The organism is Brevibacterium aurantiacum (assembly GCF_900169065.1).
Lineage (GTDB): Bacteria > Actinomycetota > Actinomycetes > Actinomycetales > Brevibacteriaceae > Brevibacterium > Brevibacterium aurantiacum.
In genome coordinates, this window is record NZ_FXZB01000004.1 from 1 (window position 1) to 18747 (window position 18747).

General features: G+C 63.5%; 17 protein-coding genes. 11 read left to right on the forward strand and 6 right to left on the reverse strand.

All coding sequences use genetic code 11. The features are described from left to right. Nucleotides 1-92 precede the first annotated feature (92 nt). The 5 genes from BAUR9175_RS03650 to BAUR9175_RS03680 form a co-directional block, all read right to left on the reverse strand. Nucleotides 93-416 carry a hypothetical protein gene (locus BAUR9175_RS03650; protein WP_096161804.1) on the reverse strand — a complete coding sequence of 108 codons (324 nt, stop codon included), beginning with the start codon at nt 414-416 and terminating at the stop codon, nt 93-95. An 805-nt stretch (nt 417-1221) separates the two neighbouring features. Then, nucleotides 1222-2586, reverse strand: a complete 1365-nt coding sequence (gene gabT / locus BAUR9175_RS03665; protein WP_101583012.1) for a 4-aminobutyrate--2-oxoglutarate transaminase — start codon at nt 2584-2586, stop codon at nt 1222-1224. Nucleotides 2587-2794: 208 nt separating this feature from the next. Continuing rightward, entirely contained in the window at nt 2795-3997 is a 1203-nt protein-coding gene (gene ygfZ / locus BAUR9175_RS03670; protein ID WP_009883681.1) for a CAF17-like 4Fe-4S cluster assembly/insertion protein YgfZ, read from the reverse strand. Between the two features lies 1 nt (nt 3998). Then, on the reverse strand, nt 3999-4598 hold the full coding sequence (locus BAUR9175_RS03675; RefSeq protein ID WP_009883682.1) for a nitrobindin family protein: 600 nt from the start codon (nt 4596-4598) through the stop codon (nt 3999-4001). A gap of 170 nt (nt 4599-4768) precedes the next feature. Beyond that, a complete protein-coding gene (locus tag BAUR9175_RS03680; RefSeq protein ID WP_257944256.1) occupies nt 4769-5572 on the reverse strand; it encodes an ammonia permease in 804 nt (267 codons plus the stop codon). A gap of 303 nt (nt 5573-5875) precedes the next feature. On the opposite strand from BAUR9175_RS03680, the gene BAUR9175_RS03685 reads away from it, so the two are divergent. The 9 genes from BAUR9175_RS03685 to pstB all read left to right on the forward strand — a co-directional run bounded on the left by BAUR9175_RS03685 (nt 5876) and on the right by pstB (nt 16507). After that, the gene (locus BAUR9175_RS03685; RefSeq protein ID WP_096157575.1) at nt 5876-6691 is read left to right on the forward strand and encodes a class I SAM-dependent methyltransferase; all 816 of its coding nucleotides are present in this window, start codon (nt 5876-5878) and stop codon (nt 6689-6691) included. 134 nt (nt 6692-6825) lie between these two features. Continuing rightward, nucleotides 6826-7809 carry a winged helix-turn-helix domain-containing protein gene (locus BAUR9175_RS03690; protein WP_069600906.1) on the forward strand — a complete coding sequence of 328 codons (984 nt, stop codon included), beginning with the start codon at nt 6826-6828 and terminating at the stop codon, nt 7807-7809. Continuing rightward, on the forward strand, nt 7806-8774 hold the full coding sequence (mshD, locus tag BAUR9175_RS03695; RefSeq protein WP_009883687.1) for a mycothiol synthase: 969 nt from the start codon (nt 7806-7808) through the stop codon (nt 8772-8774). The genes BAUR9175_RS03690 and mshD overlap by 4 nt, the downstream gene beginning before the upstream one ends. 4 nt (nt 8775-8778) lie before the next feature. Beyond that, nucleotides 8779-10923, forward strand: coding sequence for an RNA degradosome polyphosphate kinase (locus BAUR9175_RS03700; protein ID WP_069600907.1), 2145 nt, complete (start codon nt 8779-8781; stop codon nt 10921-10923). After that, on the forward strand, nt 10920-11894 hold the full coding sequence (locus tag BAUR9175_RS03705; protein WP_009883689.1) for an NUDIX hydrolase: 975 nt from the start codon (nt 10920-10922) through the stop codon (nt 11892-11894). Before BAUR9175_RS03700 ends, BAUR9175_RS03705 begins: the two co-directional genes overlap by 4 nt. 397 nt (nt 11895-12291) lie before the next feature. Further along, nucleotides 12292-13395, forward strand: a complete 1104-nt coding sequence (gene pstS, locus BAUR9175_RS03710; RefSeq protein ID WP_029417181.1) for a phosphate ABC transporter substrate-binding protein PstS — start codon at nt 12292-12294, stop codon at nt 13393-13395. 119 nt (nt 13396-13514) lie between these two features. Further along, nucleotides 13515-14522: a phosphate ABC transporter permease subunit PstC gene (gene pstC, locus BAUR9175_RS03715; RefSeq protein WP_371860648.1), complete on the forward strand. Its 1008-nt coding sequence runs from the start codon at nt 13515-13517 to the stop codon at nt 14520-14522. Nucleotides 14523-14524: 2 nt separating this feature from the next. After that, nucleotides 14525-15664 carry a phosphate ABC transporter permease PstA gene (pstA, locus tag BAUR9175_RS03720; protein ID WP_009883692.1) on the forward strand — a complete coding sequence of 380 codons (1140 nt, stop codon included), beginning with the start codon at nt 14525-14527 and terminating at the stop codon, nt 15662-15664. A gap of 63 nt (nt 15665-15727) precedes the next feature. Next, nucleotides 15728-16507, forward strand: coding sequence for a phosphate ABC transporter ATP-binding protein PstB (gene pstB / locus BAUR9175_RS03725; protein WP_009883693.1), 780 nt, complete (start codon nt 15728-15730; stop codon nt 16505-16507). A gap of 153 nt (nt 16508-16660) precedes the next feature. Here the strand turns inward: pstB and BAUR9175_RS03730 are convergent, their stop codons facing one another. Then, nucleotides 16661-17305, reverse strand: coding sequence for a winged helix-turn-helix transcriptional regulator (locus BAUR9175_RS03730; protein WP_069600908.1), 645 nt, complete (start codon nt 17303-17305; stop codon nt 16661-16663). A 101-nt stretch (nt 17306-17406) separates the two neighbouring features. On the opposite strand from BAUR9175_RS03730, the gene BAUR9175_RS03735 reads away from it, so the two are divergent. Both BAUR9175_RS03735 and BAUR9175_RS03740 read left to right on the forward strand, forming a co-directional pair. Continuing rightward, nucleotides 17407-17967 (forward strand): dihydrofolate reductase family protein, encoded by a 561-nt coding sequence (locus tag BAUR9175_RS03735; protein WP_069600909.1) that lies wholly within the window; start codon nt 17407-17409, stop codon nt 17965-17967. Nucleotides 17968-18161: 194 nt separating this feature from the next. Continuing rightward, on the forward strand, nt 18162-18719 hold the full coding sequence (locus BAUR9175_RS03740) for a PadR family transcriptional regulator (protein ID WP_009883696.1): 558 nt from the start codon (nt 18162-18164) through the stop codon (nt 18717-18719). The last annotated feature ends 28 nt before the right edge of the window (nt 18720-18747 follow it).

Below are 18747 nucleotides of genomic sequence, written 5' to 3' on the forward strand. Positions count from 1 at the left end.
GAACGGCAGGCTGGAACACCTACGTGGATCGGCGCTGGGGTTCCGGAACCTCACCCACTACATCGCCCGAAGCTTGCTCGAGACGGGAGGATTCAGACCCCGATTACACCCCTAACTGCGAAGAGCCACATGTTCTCCAGGTCGGGATAGAGCACGACGAAGACGAGGCTCAGCCCTGTCGAGACGAACACCGTCGCCAAAGGGAAGAACGGGGAGAGAACGATGAGAGCATAGGCGCAGACGAGGAGGAGCATGTATCGAGGTTCATCGATCTCGAACGACCCCGGAATCAGCACAGTCAGCCCCATGATGAGGGCGAGAAGCCGCATAGGCAGATCCACGAAGCGCGGCCCACGGAATACGAGCCACAATCTGTTGGGCGTACTCATGGTGCCGTCGTCTGTCGCTGATGTCATGGAGCCTATTGTGCTATGCCCTCGTTCCCGCCGAAGCAGGCGGATCTCATACTTACGTGCGATGCCCGTTCGCGACAAGCAGGCTAGCGTTGTAAAGGCATTCCCCACAGCAGCACGCCCCTCGTGAACAACCCGGACCGTCCCCTTTTGGAACCGGTGATATCACCTCGTCCCCTTGACCTGGTGATATCACCGATATCCGACAGTGTGCTGGCCCCTGCCGCCACTGCCCGAGTTGGTGCCAGCATGACAGTTCTGAGAGAGAAAATAGCTAGCTACGAGCCTAAATTCTGCCTTTCCAGACTGCTTCTCGCTATATAGAGGCACAGCTCGTTTATGCCGATAAGAAATACGCCGGACCCAAGCAGAACGGCGCCTGGGACATTCATTGCGGTGAAGAGGAGGACGATTCCAGCAATGAAGAGCGGGTAGCTCAACCCGGTGAGGAGAACGGAACGGCGGGCCTGCCCACGCATGTCACTCATCACCGACCTGGATTGTGTATTTGGTGTTTTTGTAGGTCACGACTCCGGTGACCAGTTGTTTCACGTGGACGATAGCTCCCTTGAACGAGATTCCGCTGTTGACGTTGTGGATGCACGTCTTTTTGCCAGGCTTCTTCTTCGTCGCACCTCCGCTGACTGACCCACTGCTGCCAACTTGGAGCGGTTGAGCACCACTCCCGTCCCACTCCACACCATGCTGACGGCGGCCCAGCTACCAAGTACAAGGTAGCTGGACCGCCGTCAGGTGGTTCTAGAGCGAGTTTGGGCGCTCTGGGTCAGATCGAGCCGGGGACTTCTGCTCAGCCGAGGATCTCGCCGAGGCCTGCTTCGATGACGTCGAATGCTTCATTGAGCAGTTCGTCTGAGATCGTCAGCGGCGGCAGGAAGCGCAGGATGTTGCCGAAGGTTCCCGTGGTGAGCACGAGGACGCCGTTGTTCGCACAGTAGTCGGCGATCTTCTTGACCAGGTCCGGGTTCGGATCGATCGAGTCGTGCTGGACGAACTCGGCGGCGATCATGGCACCGCGGCCACGGATGTCACCGACCTCTGGGTACGTGCTCTGGAGCTTGGTGAGACGTTCGGTGATGATCTCGCCGATGTGGACGGCGTTCTCGACGAGTCCGTCTTCCTCATAGGAGGCGATGGCGCCGAGTGCGGCCGCGCAGGCGACCGGATTGCCGCCGTAGGTGCCGCCGAGGCGACCCGGTCCGACCGAGTCCATGATCTCCGCGCGACCGGTCACGGCCGAGAGCGGCAGACCGCCGGCGATGCCCTTCGCCGTCGTGATGAGGTCGGGGACGATGCCCTCCCATTCGGAGGCGAACATCTTGCCCGTGCGGGCGAAGCCGGCCTGAACCTCGTCAGCGACGAAGACGATGCCCTTCTCGCGGGCGTACTCGACCAGCGTCGGCAGGAAGCCTTCGGCCGGGACGATGAAGCCGCCCTCACCCTGGATGGGCTCGATGACGATCGCGGCGACGTATTCGGAGCCGATCTGCTTCTCGATCATGGTGATGACGCGCTTGGCCGCATCCTCGCCGCTGACCTTGGTGCCGGCCGCGTCGTTGTCGCGGAACGGGTAGGACATGGGGGCGCGGTAGACCTCACCGGCGAACGGACCGAAGCCGGCCTTGTAGGGAGCGGCCTTCGCGGTCATCGACATGGTCAGGTTGGTGCGACCGTGGTAGGCATGGTCGAACACGACGACCGCATCGCGACCGGTGTGGGCACGGGCGATCTTGACGGCGTTCTCGACAGCCTCGGCGCCGGAGTTGAGCAGGATCGAACGCTTCTCGTGATCGCCGGGTGTCAGGCGGTTGAGCGCCTCAGCGACCTCGACATAGCCCTCGTACGGGTTGACCATGAAGCAGGTGTGGGTGAACGCTTCGAGCTGTTCGGTAGCGCCCTTGACCACGCGGGGGTTCGAGTTTCCGGCGGTCGTCACGGCGATGCCTGCACCCAGGTCAATGATCTGATTGCCGTCGACGTCCTTGAGGATTCCGCCGCCGGCGGCGACGATATAGGCGGGCAGGCTCGAGCCGACTCCCGGTGCTACTGCCGACTTGCGTCGTTCCTCGATCTCACGGGACTTCGGCCCGGGGATCTCGGTGACGATCTTACGTTCCTGCGGCAGAGCTTCGCCGCCAATTTCCAAAGCTGTCATAACGAGAAGATTAGAGCCTATCGACGGTTCTTGTCACTTACCGTCCGCAGGCTGGTCAGATCACGCGAAACTCGGAACCAGACGATGCGAATTCAGTTGCCGTCGGCGCAGCTGTCAGAGCATGCGAAACGTGCTCACAGAACGGTTCCAGACCGCTGAGCGAACCGAGGATGCAGTTTCTACCCGCGGTTTTCGTCGAGGTCGAAATTCAGCGGTTCTGATTCCGCATGTCGACGTCTCTGTTGCGGCTGGGCAGGTCGAGATCGTGTTCGCGCACGGGCGCGACGATCGTCTCCTGGGCCCCGACCACACGGGCCGCGTCCTCGCCGAGATCGAAGCTGAGCTGCGCTTCAGCGGAGAGATTGCGCTTGACCACGGCCAGGCCGATCGGACCCAGCTCCCAGTGCAGGGCGACCGACGACAGCTGCCCCACGGAACGCTCGGCTCCGCGGACCTCAGCGAGCACCTCGGCGCCGGCTTCGGGCTGGATGTGCCCGGATCCGTCGAGATGGACGAAGACGAGTCGACGAGGCGGCTGGCCCAGGTTGTGCACGCGCGCCACAGCCTCCTGGCCGCGGTAGCAGCCCTTGGCCAGGTGCACCGAGGTGCGCAGAAGGTCGAGTTCGCCGACGAGCGACTTGTGGTCGATTTCGTTCACACCGGGACGCCAGGCGGCGATCCGCAGGGCTTCCCAGGCGTCGAAGCCGGCCATCGTGAAGTCATTCGCCGAGGTGGCCCGCAGGTCAGCGCGGGCGATGATGCCGATGACGAACTGGGTCTCGAGTCCGGGGTGATCCTCCCCTGCCACCCCGAGGCCGAGATCAACCTGAGCGTACGAGGCCGAGCCGGTCCCGATGTGCGGCCAGGGGTCGGTCCACAGCTGGGTCACCGGCAGGCTGTCCGGCAGGGCGACGAGTGCGCCGATGCATTGGAACTCGTCGCTGACGTCCTCGATCGTCACCCGCATCATGAAGACCATCTTGCGCAGAAATTCGAGGGTGTCGTCGGTGCGCAGCTCGCTGATCGCCCACAGCGTTTCACCGTCGTCGACGAGCTTCAGCCAGCCTTCGATGCGGCCGTTCGGGTCCAAGACCAGAGTCTCTGTGGCCACGCCCGGGGCAAGGGTGTCGAGCTTCTGCGTGGTGATGGAGTTCAGCCAGGTGAGACGATCTGCTCCACTCAGACGCAGGATGCGCAGGTGGGCCAGATCGACGATCGCGCCCTTTTCGAGCAGTGCCCGCTGTTCACGCAGCGGTGAACCGTAGTGCAGGGGCGTGTGTGCCAGTTCGCCTTCGCCGAGGACCGCGGTGGAGCTCAGCGGGCGGCTCAGCGATGAGGGACGCGACTGCGCCGCCTGCGTCTCCGCAGCGTCGGCTTCGCCGTCATGTGCGTTCGAGTCGGGGTCGACCATCTCAGGCAATCTTCTTCAGTCGGGCCGAGGAGTGGGTGGCGAGCTCGTGGCCCAGTGCGGCCATGTCCCAGGCCCACATCAGTTCTCCGCCGACGAGGCCGTACATGCGGGTCGAGGCCGTGTACTCCTTCGCGGTCTTGGTCCGGGCGACGACATCGGTGCTGAGATCGATGCGCGGTCCCTTCACGTGACCTGCGTAGAGTTCCATCACTCCGTGGGGGTGGACGATCTCGGCTTCGATCTCGAATCCGTCGTCATTGGTGCGCAGGGTCTCCACGGCCGCAGCCGTGGTGAAGCTCGGGTCCTCGGTCGGAATGAGCATTCCCGGGCCCACGTCACCGGCATCGCGCGGACGCACGAGCTGCCAGATTCCTGTCTCCAGGGTCAGGGTCGACTCCAGTTCCCCGTCCTCACTCAGCAGCCACGCATGCGCGGTGTACTGCAGGAACGGTGTTCCCGGGTGGGCGGTGAATTCGACGCGCTGCCCGAACTGCTTCTCCGGGGTGTCTGCGTAGCCGACGACTCCGACGCCTTCCCACGAACCGATCAGCCAGGACAGGGGAACGAGCTCGGGATGTACCGAGGAATCAAGTTCGATCATTGAGTTCAGCGATTGTCTTTGAACAGCGCCGTGACGACCTTGACTCCGACGCCCAGGGCGCCGAGTGCGGCAATGCCGACGAGACTGGAGAAGACGATTTCGAGAGCGACGAGGTTATCCATGCTCCCAGTCTACATTTCCATTCCGTGGTGCGCGCACCCAGGCCGAGTTCAGAAGGCGATGCGCTCGAGGGAGTAGACGACGACACCGCCGAGTGCGATGGGAGTCGCGCCGAGCGCGAGCTGGACGGCGAAGCTGCGGGCCTTCTCCACGTTCTTCTTCAGCTCGAGGTTCTGGGACAGCTCAAGGCTCACGGCCTGATATTTGCTGTGGGCGATGAGTCCGAGCATGCGGTCGACTCCGGCGACCAGGAGACCCATGATGGCGCCGAGGATCAGCGAGACGGGCAGGCTGAGAGAGCTCTCGAAGATGAGGACCGAAAGGATTCCGGCGACCGCTGTCGACATCGCAATCGCCAGCGGTGAGGTGTAGGTCGCGGGCCAGGGCAAGGCCGTCATGCAGCCTGCGACGATGAGCGAGACGAGGCCCACGACGATGGACTCTTTGTCTCCGGGAACGGTGATCGCGGCAACCCACGTACTCGCGGACAAGGCGATGACCACGCCAGCAACCTGCGCCGAGACGTTGGCCACGGCGTCCGAAGCACCCATCCCGCGAGTGAGATTCTGCACGAAGGTCCACAGCAGACCGAGACCCGCCAGGACCGGGAGCCAGTCCAGATAGGGTGCCGTGTCATCGCGGTACGCCGCGAGCAGTCCGGCCGCACCGAAGAGGAAGAGCATGATCGAGGTCGCGCGGGGCTGCGGTGAGTCCGTGAGCCGGGGCCAACCGTAGGCCACGCCGAAGACGATGAGTCCCGTGGCGAGCAGGAACAAGGTGTAGCCCCAGTACACGGAGGCACTGAGGGCCAGGGCCAGCACCAGGGCAACAGCTACTCGAATCCATCTGATCACAGGACTATCGTGCCTTACTCGGCCGCGAGGACGCGATTTGAGCCGGTATCGGCGATCCCCCGCCGATGCTCGGGTCGCCCGCGATCACCGACTTTCACGGCCAGCAAGCCGCCTTTTACAGACAACAGGCAGCCTTCCACAGGCATCAGACCTCCGCTCGCGGGCATCGGACATGAGTCACGTCCGAACCTGGTCACACCTTTGCGCACCAACCTACGCTGATGCGCACCAGTTCAAACGGATCGCATCAATTCATCCCGATCGGTCAGCACCCAGGCCCGGACAGGCCATACGGAGGACACCATGACAACGATGAAGCCGATTTCACCCAACGACCACTACTTCGACCACTACCTCTTCGACAACGGCTCGGACCTCGGAGCGCAGCAGCTCAATTCACTCTCCGCCCTCTTCGACGGGACCACCCGTTCGGTCCTGAGCACTCTGCCCCTCCCCGCATCACCGAACAGTCTGGAGATCGGGGCAGGAAACGGCTCGGTGGCCCGGATGATCGCCGAGCAGACCGGCGGGCAGGTGGTGGCGATCGACCTCGACACAACACACCTGCCACGAACGCCCGGAGTCGAACCGCACCGTCACGACATTCGCGAGGGAGTCCCCGCTGGCCCCTTCGACCTCATCCACGCACGGCTCGTCCTCACCCACCTGCCCGCGCGACGAGAGATATTCGCCCAGCTCATCGATGAGTTGGCCCCCGGAGGTTGGCTCGTTCTCGCAGATGTGGGCCTTGCCGACGAGCTGCTGGTGGCGCCGGAGGAATCCGATCATGATGTCTGGCGCAAGTACAACGATGCGGCGTACCGGCAGGTCGGTCCGGCCGCCGGACACGACTATCTGTGGGCCGAGCAGACCGAGGCAGCCATGTTCGGTGCCGGGCTCAGCGAGGTTTCCGCAGAGCACCTCGTCCCGCTTGCCCGCGGCGGCGGTCCTTGGGCCGTCTACCAATCCAACCTCAGCAAGCAAGCCGAGGCACCGCTCCTGGCCACGGGGCTGAGCATGACGGATATGGACCGCTACCGCGCCATGCTCACTGACCCCGAATTCCGTGCGCGCTTCTTCTCACTGACATACACGGCAGGACGCAAGCCGAGCGCATAACCGGCCCCACCTCTCCAGCGACCCGGCGCCCTCCTCCCCCGGCTTTGGGGAAGCACACCTTCGCACCCTCGGTATACTTTCCCCAGGCCGCATCTTCTGCGGCCGCACCGAGTCAGAGGAGGTAGGACGAGTACATGCGAATCCTGCACATCTGCCCCACCGCCCGGATCGAATCCCCACTGGCACCGGAATCCCTGCAGTATCTCGGCCACCAGATCGAACGCCTCAGCCTCGATCAGCTGAGCCGGGCAGACTCCAGCTCGCTCGCTGCCGACATCGTCGTCGCCGACGCCTGCCTGGACCTGTCCTTGGCGCCTGCCATCGCCGAGGCGGTGGCGCAGACGCGCATCGCAGCTCCGATCATCGTCGTGCTCAGCGAAGGCGGACTGGCCACCGCCTCGGCGAAATGGAACGTGGCCGACATCGTCCTCACCACTGCCGGCCCCGCCGAGGTGGAGGCCCGCCTGCGCCTGGCACGTGATCACCACCTGGCGCAGACCTCACACGGCGCCACCTCGTGGGGAGGCGGGGCCGGTGTGAGCGCAACCGGCTCGACAGCCACCACCGGAAGATCGCGGCCCGACCGCCCATCCTGGAACACCAGCGGCCCCTGGACGAGCGAGGGCGAGCCCATGATCGTCGTCAGCGGCGCCCTGCGCATCGACGAGACCGCGTTCACCGCGCACCTGGGCGAGCGCAGCCTCGACCTGACCTATCGCGAATTCGCCCTGCTGAAGTTCTTCGCGCTGCACCCCGAACGTGTCTTCACGCGCGACGAGATCCTGCTCGCGGTGTGGGGCGATGACTACTTCGGAGGGACCCGCACCGTCGATGTGCATGTCCGCCGAGTGCGTGCGAAACTCGGCAAAGACTTCGAGAACGCCATCCACACCGTCCGCTACGTCGGCTACCGCTTCAGCCCCGACTCCGCGGCCGCACACGGCGACGGTGATGAGGCAGAGTCGGACACCGAAGAAACGCCAGACACCGACGCAGCGGTGGGACCCGACGAAGCGACGGCCACTGACGAGGCCGCGGAGCACGAACAGCCGGATCACGAACTGCCAGAGCACGAACAGTCAGAAGCAGAGTCGAACGAGGAGGACATGAAGGTATGAGAATCGAAGCCAGCGGAGCCGTGACCGGTACCCCGATCACCACCCTCGCCGAGGCGGAGCTGACCTTCCTCGACCGCGTGGCAGCATCCGATGGGTCCGCCGAGATCTCCGGCGGACTTCTGGCCATCGCCACCGGCGAGGACGAATCTCATTCCGCGCAGACAGCGTCGAGCGTATGGCGAATCTATGCCGACGACTCAGCAGACTCGAACGTCGACGCCGGCGCTCTCATCGGCTTCGGCATCCGCGCGCTCCAGGGCGATCGTCATGCGGCCGAATTCCTCATCGACCCCGATCACCGCGGTCAGGGACTGGGCGAAGAGCTGCTGTCGACGATCCTTCAGGAAGAGCCCGACTCCTGGTGCTGGTCACACGGCGACCACCCAGGCGCACAGGCACTGGCGAAGAAGCACAACCTCGGTCGTGACCGCGTTCTCTATCAGATGCGCACCGATCCGGGTCTCTCACTCGATGACCTGCCGCAGACCTCGGCGCCGGAAGGTGTCACGATCCGCTCCTTCACCACCGGTGATGAGGACGGTTGGCGGCGAGTCAACAACGCGGCCTTCGACTGGCACCCAGAGCAGGGGTCGCAGACGGCAGAAGACTTCGCCGAGATCATCCAGGCATCCGACTTCGACCAGGATTCGGTGATCCTCGCCATCCGAGATCATCAGGTCATCGGATTCCACCAGACCAAGCTCACGGACTTCGGCGCTGAGGGCCGCCTCGGCGAGGTCTATGTCGTCGGGGTCGACCCGAGCATCCATGCCAAGGGCGTGGGCAAGGCGCTGACGATCGAGGGCATGCGCCGGATGGTCGCCGCCGGTGCGAGTGTGATCGAACTCTACGTCGAATCCGACAATGCCCCGGCGCTAGGCTTGTACGAGCGGCTGGGGTTCCATGTCGCGGTGGCGCACGTGTCCTACGCGCCGGCTTCCTCGACCGAACGCAATCAGGAGTAGAGCGATGTACGACATCACTGCAGTCGGAGCGGAACTGGGTCTGCCGGACCCCGAGGATCGATTCCTCGACCGGGAGCTCAGCTGGCTGGCGTTCAACGAGCGTGTCCTCGACCTCGCCTCAGACCCTGACATGCCGCTGCTGGAGAGGGTCCGCTTCCTCTCGATCTTCGCCACCAACCTCGACGAATTCTTCATGGTGCGCGTCGCCGGCCTCAAACGCCGCATCAACACCGGCCTGGCCGTGCCCAGCGTCACCGGGCGGATGCCGCTGCAGGTGATGCACGCGATCGGCGTCCGGGCCCACGAACTCATGACCCGCCATGCCGCCCTGCTCAAGGACGACATCGGGCCCCGCCTCGACGCGGAGTCGATCACGAAGGTCCAAGTGGACGAGCTGACCGAGGACGAACGTGCCCGGGTCGACGAATTCTTCGCCGGCCATGTCTTCCCGGTCCTCACCCCACTCGCTGTGGACCCGGCCCACCCGTTCCCCTACATCTCGGGACTCTCGCTCAACCTCGGCGTCCTCCTGCGCTACCAGGACTCCGGCAAGGAACTCTTCGCCCGGGTCAAGGTGCCCCCGCGCCTGCCCCGGTTCTTCAATGTCGCCACGGCCACGGACCGCCCCGTCGGCCGCGATGTCCCCGCCCGCTTCGTTGCGCTCGAGGACATCATCGCCGAACACCTCGACACTCTCTTCGAGGGGATGGAGATCATCCACCACTCGACCTTCCGCGTCACTCGCAATGAGGACGTCGAGGTCGAAGAGGACGATGCGGAGAACCTCCTCAAGGCTCTGGAGAAGGAGCTCCTGCGACGTCGCTTCGGCCCCGCCGTGAGGTTGGAGATCACGGAGAACATTCACCCCCGGGTCCGCGAGATGCTCAAGGACGAACTCGGCATCGACGAGAACGAGATCTACCAGCTGCCGACCCCGCTCGACCTCTCCGGCATGTCGGATATCGCCGATGTTCCCCGCGATGACCTGCACTTCCGCAAGATGGTCCCGCAGATGAACAAGGACCTGTCGCTGCGCGAATCCAGCGACCAGGTCGACGTCTTCGCAGCGGTGAGCAATCGCGACATCCTCCTCCACCACCCCTACGACTCGTTCTCCACCAGCGTGCAAGCATTCCTGGAGCAGGCGGCAGCGGACAAGAACGTGCTCGCCATCAAGCAGACGCTCTACCGCACCTCGGGTGACTCCCCGATCATCGACGCCCTCGTCGACGCCGCACAGGCCGGCATCCAGGTCCTCGCCGTCGTCGAGATCAAGGCCCGCTTCGACGAGGAGGCCAACATCACCTGGGCGCGCAAGCTCGAACGCGCCGGTGTCCACGTCGTCTACGGAATCGTCGGCCTCAAGACCCACGCGAAGCTCTCCCTCGTCGTCCGCCAAGAGGCCGAGGGGCTGACCCGCTACTGCCACGTCGGCACCGGAAACTACCACCCGAAGACCGCACGCGGGTACGAGGACTTCGGGCTGCTGACCAAGGACAAGAACGTCGCCGATGACCTGACGAAGCTGTTCAACCAGCTCTCCGGCTACGCCCCCTTGGCCGAGTATTCGCGTCTGCTCGTCGCACCCACCCGGGTCCGGTCGGGACTGACCGAGCTCATCGACAAGGAGATCGCCATCGCCGAGGCGGGCGGTGAGGGCATGATCCGAATCAAGGTCAACTCCATCGTCGACGAGGCGATCATCGATGCCCTCTATATGGCCTCCCGGGCCGGGGTCAAGGTCGAGGTCTTCGTCCGCGGCATCTGCGCCCTGCGACCGGGCATCCCCGGGGTGAGCGAGAACATCACCGTGCGCTCCGTCCTCGGCCGGTTCCTCGAACATTCGCGGACCTTCGTCTTCGGCAACGGCGGCGATCCGCTCGTCTACATCGGGTCGGCGGACATGATGCACCGCAACCTCGATCGTCGCGTCGAAACCCTCGTCGAACTCGTCGCCCCGAATCACAAGGCCGAGATCATCGAACTCTTCGACCTCGCCTTCGCGGACACCACCTCGGCGTTCGACCTTGCCGCCGACGGCAAGTGGACGCGCAGCACCCACGATGATGAAGGCAACCGTCTCACCGAGTATCAGACGGAGCTCATCCGCCGACATCGCAAGCGTCGACAGATCGGGGAAGAGGCTTGAGCGCGAAATCGGTCGGTTCCGCGCAGGCCTCCTCGCGCGTCACCGCAGATATCCTCGCCGCCGGGGCCCTGTGCTGGCGCCAGGGCAGCGAGGGCATCGAGGTCGCCCTCATCCACCGCCCCCGCTACAACGACTGGTCCTGGCCCAAGGGCAAGGTGGAGTCGAGAGAGACCCTCCCTGAGACTGCCGTTCGTGAGGTCAAGGAGGAGACGGGGCTCGACATCACCCTCGGCATTCCTCTGCCCTCGGCCGAATACATGGTCGGTGGAAAGAACCTCAAGAAGGTCTTCTACTGGTCGGCACAGGTCAAGAGCGAGAACACCTTCGCGCCGATGAACAAAGCCGAGGTCGATGAGGTGAGATGGCTTCCCGTCGGCGAGGCCCGCACGAAGCTGACGTCCTACGCCGATCGCGACCAACTCGATGCCCTGGAGAAGTACGATGCGACCGACGCCCTTCGCGCCTGGCCGCTGATCCTCGTCCGGCACGGCAAGGCCTTTCCCCGCGCGAAGTGGCATGAGACGGAGCACGTGCGCCCGCTGCTGGCGCTGGGCACCCGCCAGGCCATGGCCCTGACCGGGCTGCTCTCGGCATGGGGCACGAAGAAACTGATCTCGAGTCCTTGGAAGCGGTGTGTGGCCACGCTGGCTCCCCTGTCTGCGGCGACAGGCAAGTCGATCAGGAAGGTCTCGTGCCTGAGCGAGAAGGCAAGTTCAGCGAACCCCGACAAGACCTCGCGGTACATCGAGAAGCTGCTGGAAAAAGGCAAGCCGGTCATCTACTGCACCCACCGGCCGGTCCTGCCGCTGATCCTCTCGGTCTATGCCAAGCACGCCCCGCAGCGCATCGCGGAGAAGCTGCCGAAGGAGGACCCCTACCTCAAACCCGGTGAGATCATCGTCGCGTATGTGCGTCCGGGGGCTGTGCCTCGCATCGTCGAGTTCGAACGGATCCGCCCGATCGACGCCTGAGGCTCGGCGTGTCTTTGCCTCGGCGCGTCTTTGCCTCGGCGTGTCTGCACCCGGGTTTCGGCGTGTCTGCACCCGGGTTTCGGCGTGTCCGTCACTGCGCCTAGGCGTGTTCGCCTCAAGATTTCAGCGTGCCCGTGACTGGACTTCACCCGTAATGACTGGTCACAGCGTCACCCGAAATGCCGGGCTTCAGCCCTCCGACGTGTCGTCCCGACAACGATCCTTTCATGAATTCACCCCGGCCTGTGATGGAGCACTCACTCGGACTTGAAGCCTTCAGGGTTCATTCATCTTCCATTCACTTAGCCACTCCCCGAGCTTTACACACGATCCTTAGCGTGTAACACGAAAGATCGAGCAATCTCGAACAGTGTTCTCATATTCGAAAGGCATCTTCGTGAAGCTGAAGCACCTGGCACCCTCCGCTGCAATCCTCGCAGTCGGCGCACTCACCCTGTCGGCATGCGGCGGAACCTCCGCCACCGGAGAGGAAGCAAGCAGCGGTGGCGACAGCGACCTGCAGGGCACCCTCACCGGCATCGGCGCTTCATCGCAGAAGGCTGCGATGGACGCATGGACCGCCGACTTCGCCTCGGAGAACTCCGGCGTGACCGTCAACTACTCCCCCGATGGCTCGGGTGCAGGCCGCGAGCAGTTCCTGGCTGGCAACGCTCAGTTCGCCGGCTCTGACGCTCACCTCGACGATGACGAAGTCGAGCAGGGCAAAGAAGCTTGCGGCGCCGATGGAGCCTACGAGTTCCCCGTCTACATCTCCCCGATCGCGGTGGCGTTCAACGTCGAGGGTGTCGACGAACTCAACCTCTCCCCTGCAACGATCGCCAAGATCTTCAAGGGCGAAATCAGCACGTGGAACGACGAGGCAATCAAGGCCGATAACCCGGATGCTGATCTGCCTGACACGAAGATCACCGCCGTGCACCGTTCCGATGACTCCGGCACCACGGAGAACTTCGCCGAGTACCTCAAGGCCACAGCCGAGAAGGACTGGGACGCTGAGGTCAGCGGAGACTTCCCGAAGGACTTCGGTGGCGAAGCTGCACAGGGCACCGATGGTGTCGTGCAGACCGTTTCCGACACCGATGGAGCCATCGGCTACGCCGACGCTTCCGCTGTCGGTTCACTGGGCAAGGCCAAGGTGAAGGTCGGCGAGGAATTCGTCGAGCTCTCCGCCGATGCCGCCTCGAAGGTCGTCGACGCTTCCGAGAAGGTCGAAGGCCGCAGCGAAGGCGACCTCGCCTTCGATCTGGCTCGCGACACCACCGAGTCGGGCGCCTACCCGATCGTCCTCGTGTCCTACCACGTCGTCTGCTCGTCCTACAAGGACCAGGAGACCGTGGACATGGTCAAGGCCTGGGAGAAGTTCGTCGTCTCCGAAGAAGGACAGAAGTCGGCAGCGGATTCCGCTGGCTCGGCTCCACTGTCTGACGACCTGCGTTCGCAGATCGAAACAGTCATCGATTCGATCAAGGTTGAAGGCTGAGACTTGGCCACTGACCTGCAGAATTGATCAGTCGAGAAGCGGCGCAGCGACCCTGCGCCGCTTCTCGGTGCCTAGGGATCCGTGAACCGGATCCACCACAAGTTTCATGAGGAGCACTTGTGCCGACCAGCACACAGACCACAGAGTCCGGCCCTGCCGGAGCACCTGAACCGGGCTCACGCGGTGAGTCCGGGGCGGGCCAGAAGCCCAAAGCCGTCGTTCGTCCCGGAGACCGGATCTTCTCGGCCGCGACGCTCATCGCCGGCATCCTGATCCTGCTCATCCTGGTAGGAGTCGCCCTGTTCCTTCTGGCGCAGTCCAAGGACACCATCGAAGCCCAGATCACCGATCCGAGCTCGATCACCGGCGGCAAGGGATTCTTCTCCTACGTCTGGCCACTTATCATCGGCACACTGATCTCCTCCGCCATCGCCCTGCTCGTGGCGACTCCGTTCGCACTGGGCATCGCATTGTTCACCACGCACATGTCGCCTCGGAAGCTCGCGCCGCTCCTCGGCTACGTCATCGACCTGCTCGCCGCGATCCCCTCCGTCGTCTACGGACTGTGGGGAATCGCCCTGGCCGGCAACCTCACCGCGTTCTACCTGTGGCTGTCGAAGTGGTTCGGCTGGATTCCGATCTTCGCCCCAGACGCGAACGGCGATGTGTCGAACACCGGGCGTACCCTGCTGACGGCTTCCCTCGTGCTCGCCATCATGATCCTGCCGATCATCACCTCCCTGACCCGCGAGGTCTTCCTGCAGACTCCCCGCCTGCAGGAGGAAGCTGCTCTCGCTCTCGGCGCCACGCGCTGGGAGATGATCCGCATGTCGGTGCTGCCGTTCGGAAAGTCCGGCATCGCCTCGGCGACCATGCTCGGCCTCGGCCGCGCGCTCGGCGAAACCATGGCTGTGGCCATGATCCTCTCCCCTGGACTGCTCACCGCATCCCTGGTGGTCAGCGGCAATCAGACCATCGCCTCTGAGATCGCTCAGAACTTCCCCGAAGCCGCCGGACTGCGACTGTCCGAGCTGATCACAGTCGGCCTCGTCCTGTTCGTCATCACCCTGCTGGTGAACATGGGCGCACGTGCAATTGTTGCCAAGACCTCGGTGAAGGGCAGTTGAGAATGTTGACTACTACGAACAATTCGACGACCACGTCTCGCGCCCTCACCTCCAAGCAGCTGCCCAAAATCACACCATGGGTGATTGCGGCCGCCTCGATCATCGTCGCGACCATCATCAGCTTCATCGCCTTCGGCGGCTTCAACATCCCTGTCGTCGCAGTCCTCGCCGGGCTCATCAACGTCGTGGCCGTCTTCACGCTCTCCGGAGCCTACGAAGGCCGCCGCAAGGCCACCGACCGGGTGGCGACCACCGTCGTCACCTCTTCGTTCATCCTCGCCTGTGTTCCCCTCATCTCTCTGCTCTGGATGACCATCGCCAAGGGCGGAGCCGCTATCAGCTTCGACCTCCTCACCCGCACGATGCTCGGCATGAAGGGCGTCCTCGACCAGCAGTACGTCGCCGGCGAAGCAACAATCGCAGGCGGCTTCTACCACGCGATCGTCGGCACCGTCCTGATCACGGCCATGGCATGCGTCATCTCGATCCCCATCGGTGTGCTGACGGCCATCTACCTCGTCGAATACTCCGGCAAGAACAAGCTGGGCAAGGCCATCACCTTCCTCGTCGACGTGATGACCGGCATCCCCTCGATCGTCGCCGGACTCTTCGCCTTCGCCCTGTTCTCCACCATCGTGGGCTTCATCATGCCGGATGCGGCAGGCATTGCGAAGACAGGCTTCACAGCCGCCGTAGCACTGTCGGTGCTCATGATTCCGATCGTCGTGCGCAACACGGAGGAGATCCTGCGTCTGGTCCCCATGGACCTGCGCGAGGCGTCCTACGCTCTGGGCGTGCCGAAGTGGAAGACGATCGTCAAGATCGTTCTGCCCACCTCGGTGTCGGGCATCCTCTCCGGCATCACCATTGCGATCGCCCGTGTCATCGGCGAAACCGCACCGATCATGGTCACCGCCGGATTCGCCAAGGCACTCAACTGGAACCTGTTCTCCGGCTGGATGTCGACCCTGCCCACCTACATCTACGACTCGCAGCTGCGTCCCGTCTCCCCCGGTGACGCGGCCCTGGCCAGCTCGGAGCGAGCCTGGGCAGCAGCCCTCGTCCTCGTCACCTTGGTCATGGTCCTCAACCTCCTCGCCCGCGTCATCGCGAGGGTGCTCGCCCCGAAGACAGGGCGCTGATGAAGCGCTGAGACCCTGACGCACCCCATACTTGTTACAGACATTCCACAGATAGGGAAACACATGTCCAAGCAGATCGACATCAAGGATCTCGACATCTTCTACGGGGACTTCCGCGCCGTCGACGGTGTGCAGATGCAGATCAAGCCCCGCTCGGTCACGGCCCTCATCGGCCCTTCCGGCTGCGGCAAGTCAACCGTGCTGCGCACCCTCAACCGGATGCACGAAGTCATTCCGGGCGCCAGCGTCTCGGGCGAAGTGCTCATGGACGGCAACGACATCTACGGTGCCGGCGTCGACCCGGTCAACGTGCGTCGCGAGGTCGGCATGGTCTTCCAGCGCGCGAACCCGTTCCCCACGATGAGCATCAAGGAGAACGTGCTGGCCGGCGTGCGCCTCAACAGCAAGCGCATGTCGAAGTCCGAGGCCGATGACCTCACCGAGCGTGCACTGCGCGGCGCCAACCTCTGGAACGAGGTCAAGGACCGCCTCAACCTGCCCGGCTCCGGACTCTCCGGTGGTCAGCAGCAGCGCCTGTGCATCGCCCGCGCGATCGCCGTCGAGCCCGAGGTCCTGCTCATGGACGAACCATGCTCCGCACTCGACCCGATCTCCACCCTGGCCATCGAGGACCTCATCAACGACCTCAAGGACCAGTACACGGTCGTCATCGTCACTCACAACATGCAGCAGGCCGCTCGCGTGTCCGACAAGACCGCGTTCTTCAACATCGCCGGCACCGGCAAGCCGGGCAAGCTCATCGAGTTCAACGAGACCTCGACGATCTTCTCCAACCCGGAGAAGGAAGAGACCGAGAACTACATCTCCGGCCGCTTCGGATGATCTGAGGCGGCTGCAGGAGCAGCCGTGACTACGGCTCGCCGAGGTTGGCTGCAGTTCTCATCGAGAATTTCCAACGGGTGGTAACTTCGTCTCGATCCAAGCGCCTGGGTCGAGACGAAGTTACCACCCGTTGCCTGCATTCACGGACTGCAGTCACGGCAGATTGTGGGCGACCTCATCGAGGGGTGTGCTGAAGGCACGGGTGAACTCTTTCAGCAGCGTCGCCGGGCCTTTGGCTGTGACTGCTCCCGAAGAGATCGCGGCGTCGATGTCGCCATCTGCGAGCAACCTGCGCAGACTCGAACCTCCGAGACGCAGATCCGCGTCGGGAAAGGGCCCCGTTGCGACCGAGACCGCGGTGGCAGACACATCTGCGTGGGCGGTGGCCGGACCTGCAGTCACTTCGACGCTGAAGGCCTGGACCTTTTCGTCTGTGCGCGCAGTCAGCAGGGCGGCTGCGAGCGAATTGTCGGTCGGCACCTCATTCTCACGCGGGACGTCCATCTGGCGTGCGCCCCAACGGCCCAGACCGACCACAATGGGCTCAAGGCCCTGGCCGTATTCGCTGAGTCGGTAGACGACGTTCCGGCCGTCCAAGACCCTCTCGACGACTGACGCATCTTCGAAGTCGCGCAGTCTGCTGGTCAACAGGTTCGACGGAATACCGGGGATCCCCTGCCGGAGTTCATTGAAGCGCTTCGGGCCCACAAGCAGATCACGCAGGATCACCAGAGACCACCGCTCCCCCACAAGCTCTGCGGCTCGAGCCAGACCACAGTACTGTCCATATGACTTCATGGTTGACACCCTAGCAACAGAAGTTCATCATGAGAACTGCAGTTTATTTTTTAAAGTTCACTATCGCCTTGCCGCACAGATCGCTCAATGAGGAGAATCCCATGACCCGCAAACTCATCACCAGCCTCTTCCATTCGCTCGACGGCGTCGCCTCCGCCCCCAACCTGTTCCAGTTCGACTCATTCGATGATGACCTGGGTCAGTGGATGACCGGAGCCATCAACAGTGTCGACGACTGCGTTCTGGGCCGAACCTCCTACGAGGAGTGGGCAGGCTACTGGCCGAACATCACGTCGGGCGAAGACACCATATTCGCCGACTTCATCAACTCCACACCGAAGCATGTCGCCTCACGGAGCCTGTCTCCCGAAGATCTCACCTGGTCCAATTCGACGCTCATCAACGGAGATCTCATTGAGTACGTCAGGGCGTTGAAGGAAGGCCCTGGCGCAAACATCGCGGTGCAGGGCTCGCTGTCCGTTGTCAGCCAGCTCCTCGACGCAGAGCTCATCGACGAACTGACTCTGGCCATCCATCCCGTTGTCGCCGGCAGCGGCCGCGCGATCTTCGACGGCAATGCACCCAAGCGCCTGTCTCTGACCGACGTGCAGAGAACCTCCAAGGGCAATCTGCTCGTCACCTACGCGCCGCGGCAGGCCTGACAGCGGCCGGGCCACGGCACGACTGGCAGCAGCCCGAACACCAGGTCCAGCGCCGGGCCAAATCTCGGCAGCGAGTCCCCCTGAACATGGCCTGGGAGTTGCCTCCTCAATCAACCGAATGACCTTCCCAGCAACACATCGCCGATATATCGTTATATATCGTCAGAGCGATACATTCAGACCTGGAGGTCATCATGAACGAGCCATTCAATCACGGAGGTTTCTCTCGCCGAGGCGGCGATTGGGGCGGTTCCAACATCTGGGAGGCGATGGAGCAGCTGCGCTCTTCCTTCAACCCCAAACAGCCTTTCCGCATGAACCGTGGAGACGTCCGCGCCGGGATCCTCACATTGCTGGCCGAGGCCCCGATGCACGGCTACCAGATCATCCAAGAGATCGAAGAACGCAGCGGCGGCAGTTGGAAGCCCAGCCCGGGGTCGGTCTACCCGACGCTGCAGCTGCTCACCGATGAGGGACTCATCAGCGCGGAGTCCTCCAGCGGGCGCAAGACCTATTCGCTCACCGAGGCCGGACGCGAACAGGTCGAATCCGAACCGGAGTCCAGTGCTCCGTGGGAGACGACGAAGAAGCCCGACGCACCAAGAGCCGCAAACCTGGCCAAGGCCGGCGTCGAGTTGGCCCAGGCAGCGGCTCAGGTCGGTCGTACCGGCAGCAAAGAACAGGTCGCTGAGGCGGTCACTGCTCTCGAGGAGACCAAGCGCAGGCTGTATTCGATCCTCGCCGAGGACTGACACGTGAAGGAGAGGACCCTTCGGGCTC

Bases quoted from the DNA above. Each gene is read 5' to 3' on its own strand.
- BAUR9175_RS03650 (WP_096161804.1), bottom strand. From the start codon at position 416: ATGACATCAGCGACAGACGACGGCACCATGAGTACGCCCAACAGATTG.
- gabT (WP_101583012.1), bottom strand. From the start codon at position 2,586: ATGACAGCTTTGGAAATTGGCGGCGAAGCTCTGCCGCAGGAACGTAAG.
- ygfZ (WP_009883681.1), bottom strand. From the start codon at position 3,997: ATGGTCGACCCCGACTCGAACGCACATGACGGCGAAGCCGACGCTGCG.
- BAUR9175_RS03675 (WP_009883682.1), bottom strand. From the start codon at position 4,598: ATGATCGAACTTGATTCCTCGGTACATCCCGAGCTCGTTCCCCTGTCC.
- BAUR9175_RS03685 (WP_096157575.1), top strand. From the start codon at position 5,876: ATGACAACGATGAAGCCGATTTCACCCAACGACCACTACTTCGACCAC.
- BAUR9175_RS03690 (WP_069600906.1), top strand. From the start codon at position 6,826: ATGCGAATCCTGCACATCTGCCCCACCGCCCGGATCGAATCCCCACTG.
- mshD (WP_009883687.1), top strand. From the start codon at position 7,806: ATGAGAATCGAAGCCAGCGGAGCCGTGACCGGTACCCCGATCACCACC.
- BAUR9175_RS03700 (WP_069600907.1), top strand. From the start codon at position 8,779: ATGTACGACATCACTGCAGTCGGAGCGGAACTGGGTCTGCCGGACCCC.
- pstA (WP_009883692.1), top strand. From the start codon at position 14,525: ATGTTGACTACTACGAACAATTCGACGACCACGTCTCGCGCCCTCACC.
- pstB (WP_009883693.1), top strand. From the start codon at position 15,728: ATGTCCAAGCAGATCGACATCAAGGATCTCGACATCTTCTACGGGGAC.
- BAUR9175_RS03730 (WP_069600908.1), bottom strand. From the start codon at position 17,305: ATGAAGTCATATGGACAGTACTGTGGTCTGGCTCGAGCCGCAGAGCTT.
- BAUR9175_RS03735 (WP_069600909.1), top strand. From the start codon at position 17,407: ATGACCCGCAAACTCATCACCAGCCTCTTCCATTCGCTCGACGGCGTC.
- BAUR9175_RS03740 (WP_009883696.1), top strand. From the start codon at position 18,162: ATGAACGAGCCATTCAATCACGGAGGTTTCTCTCGCCGAGGCGGCGAT.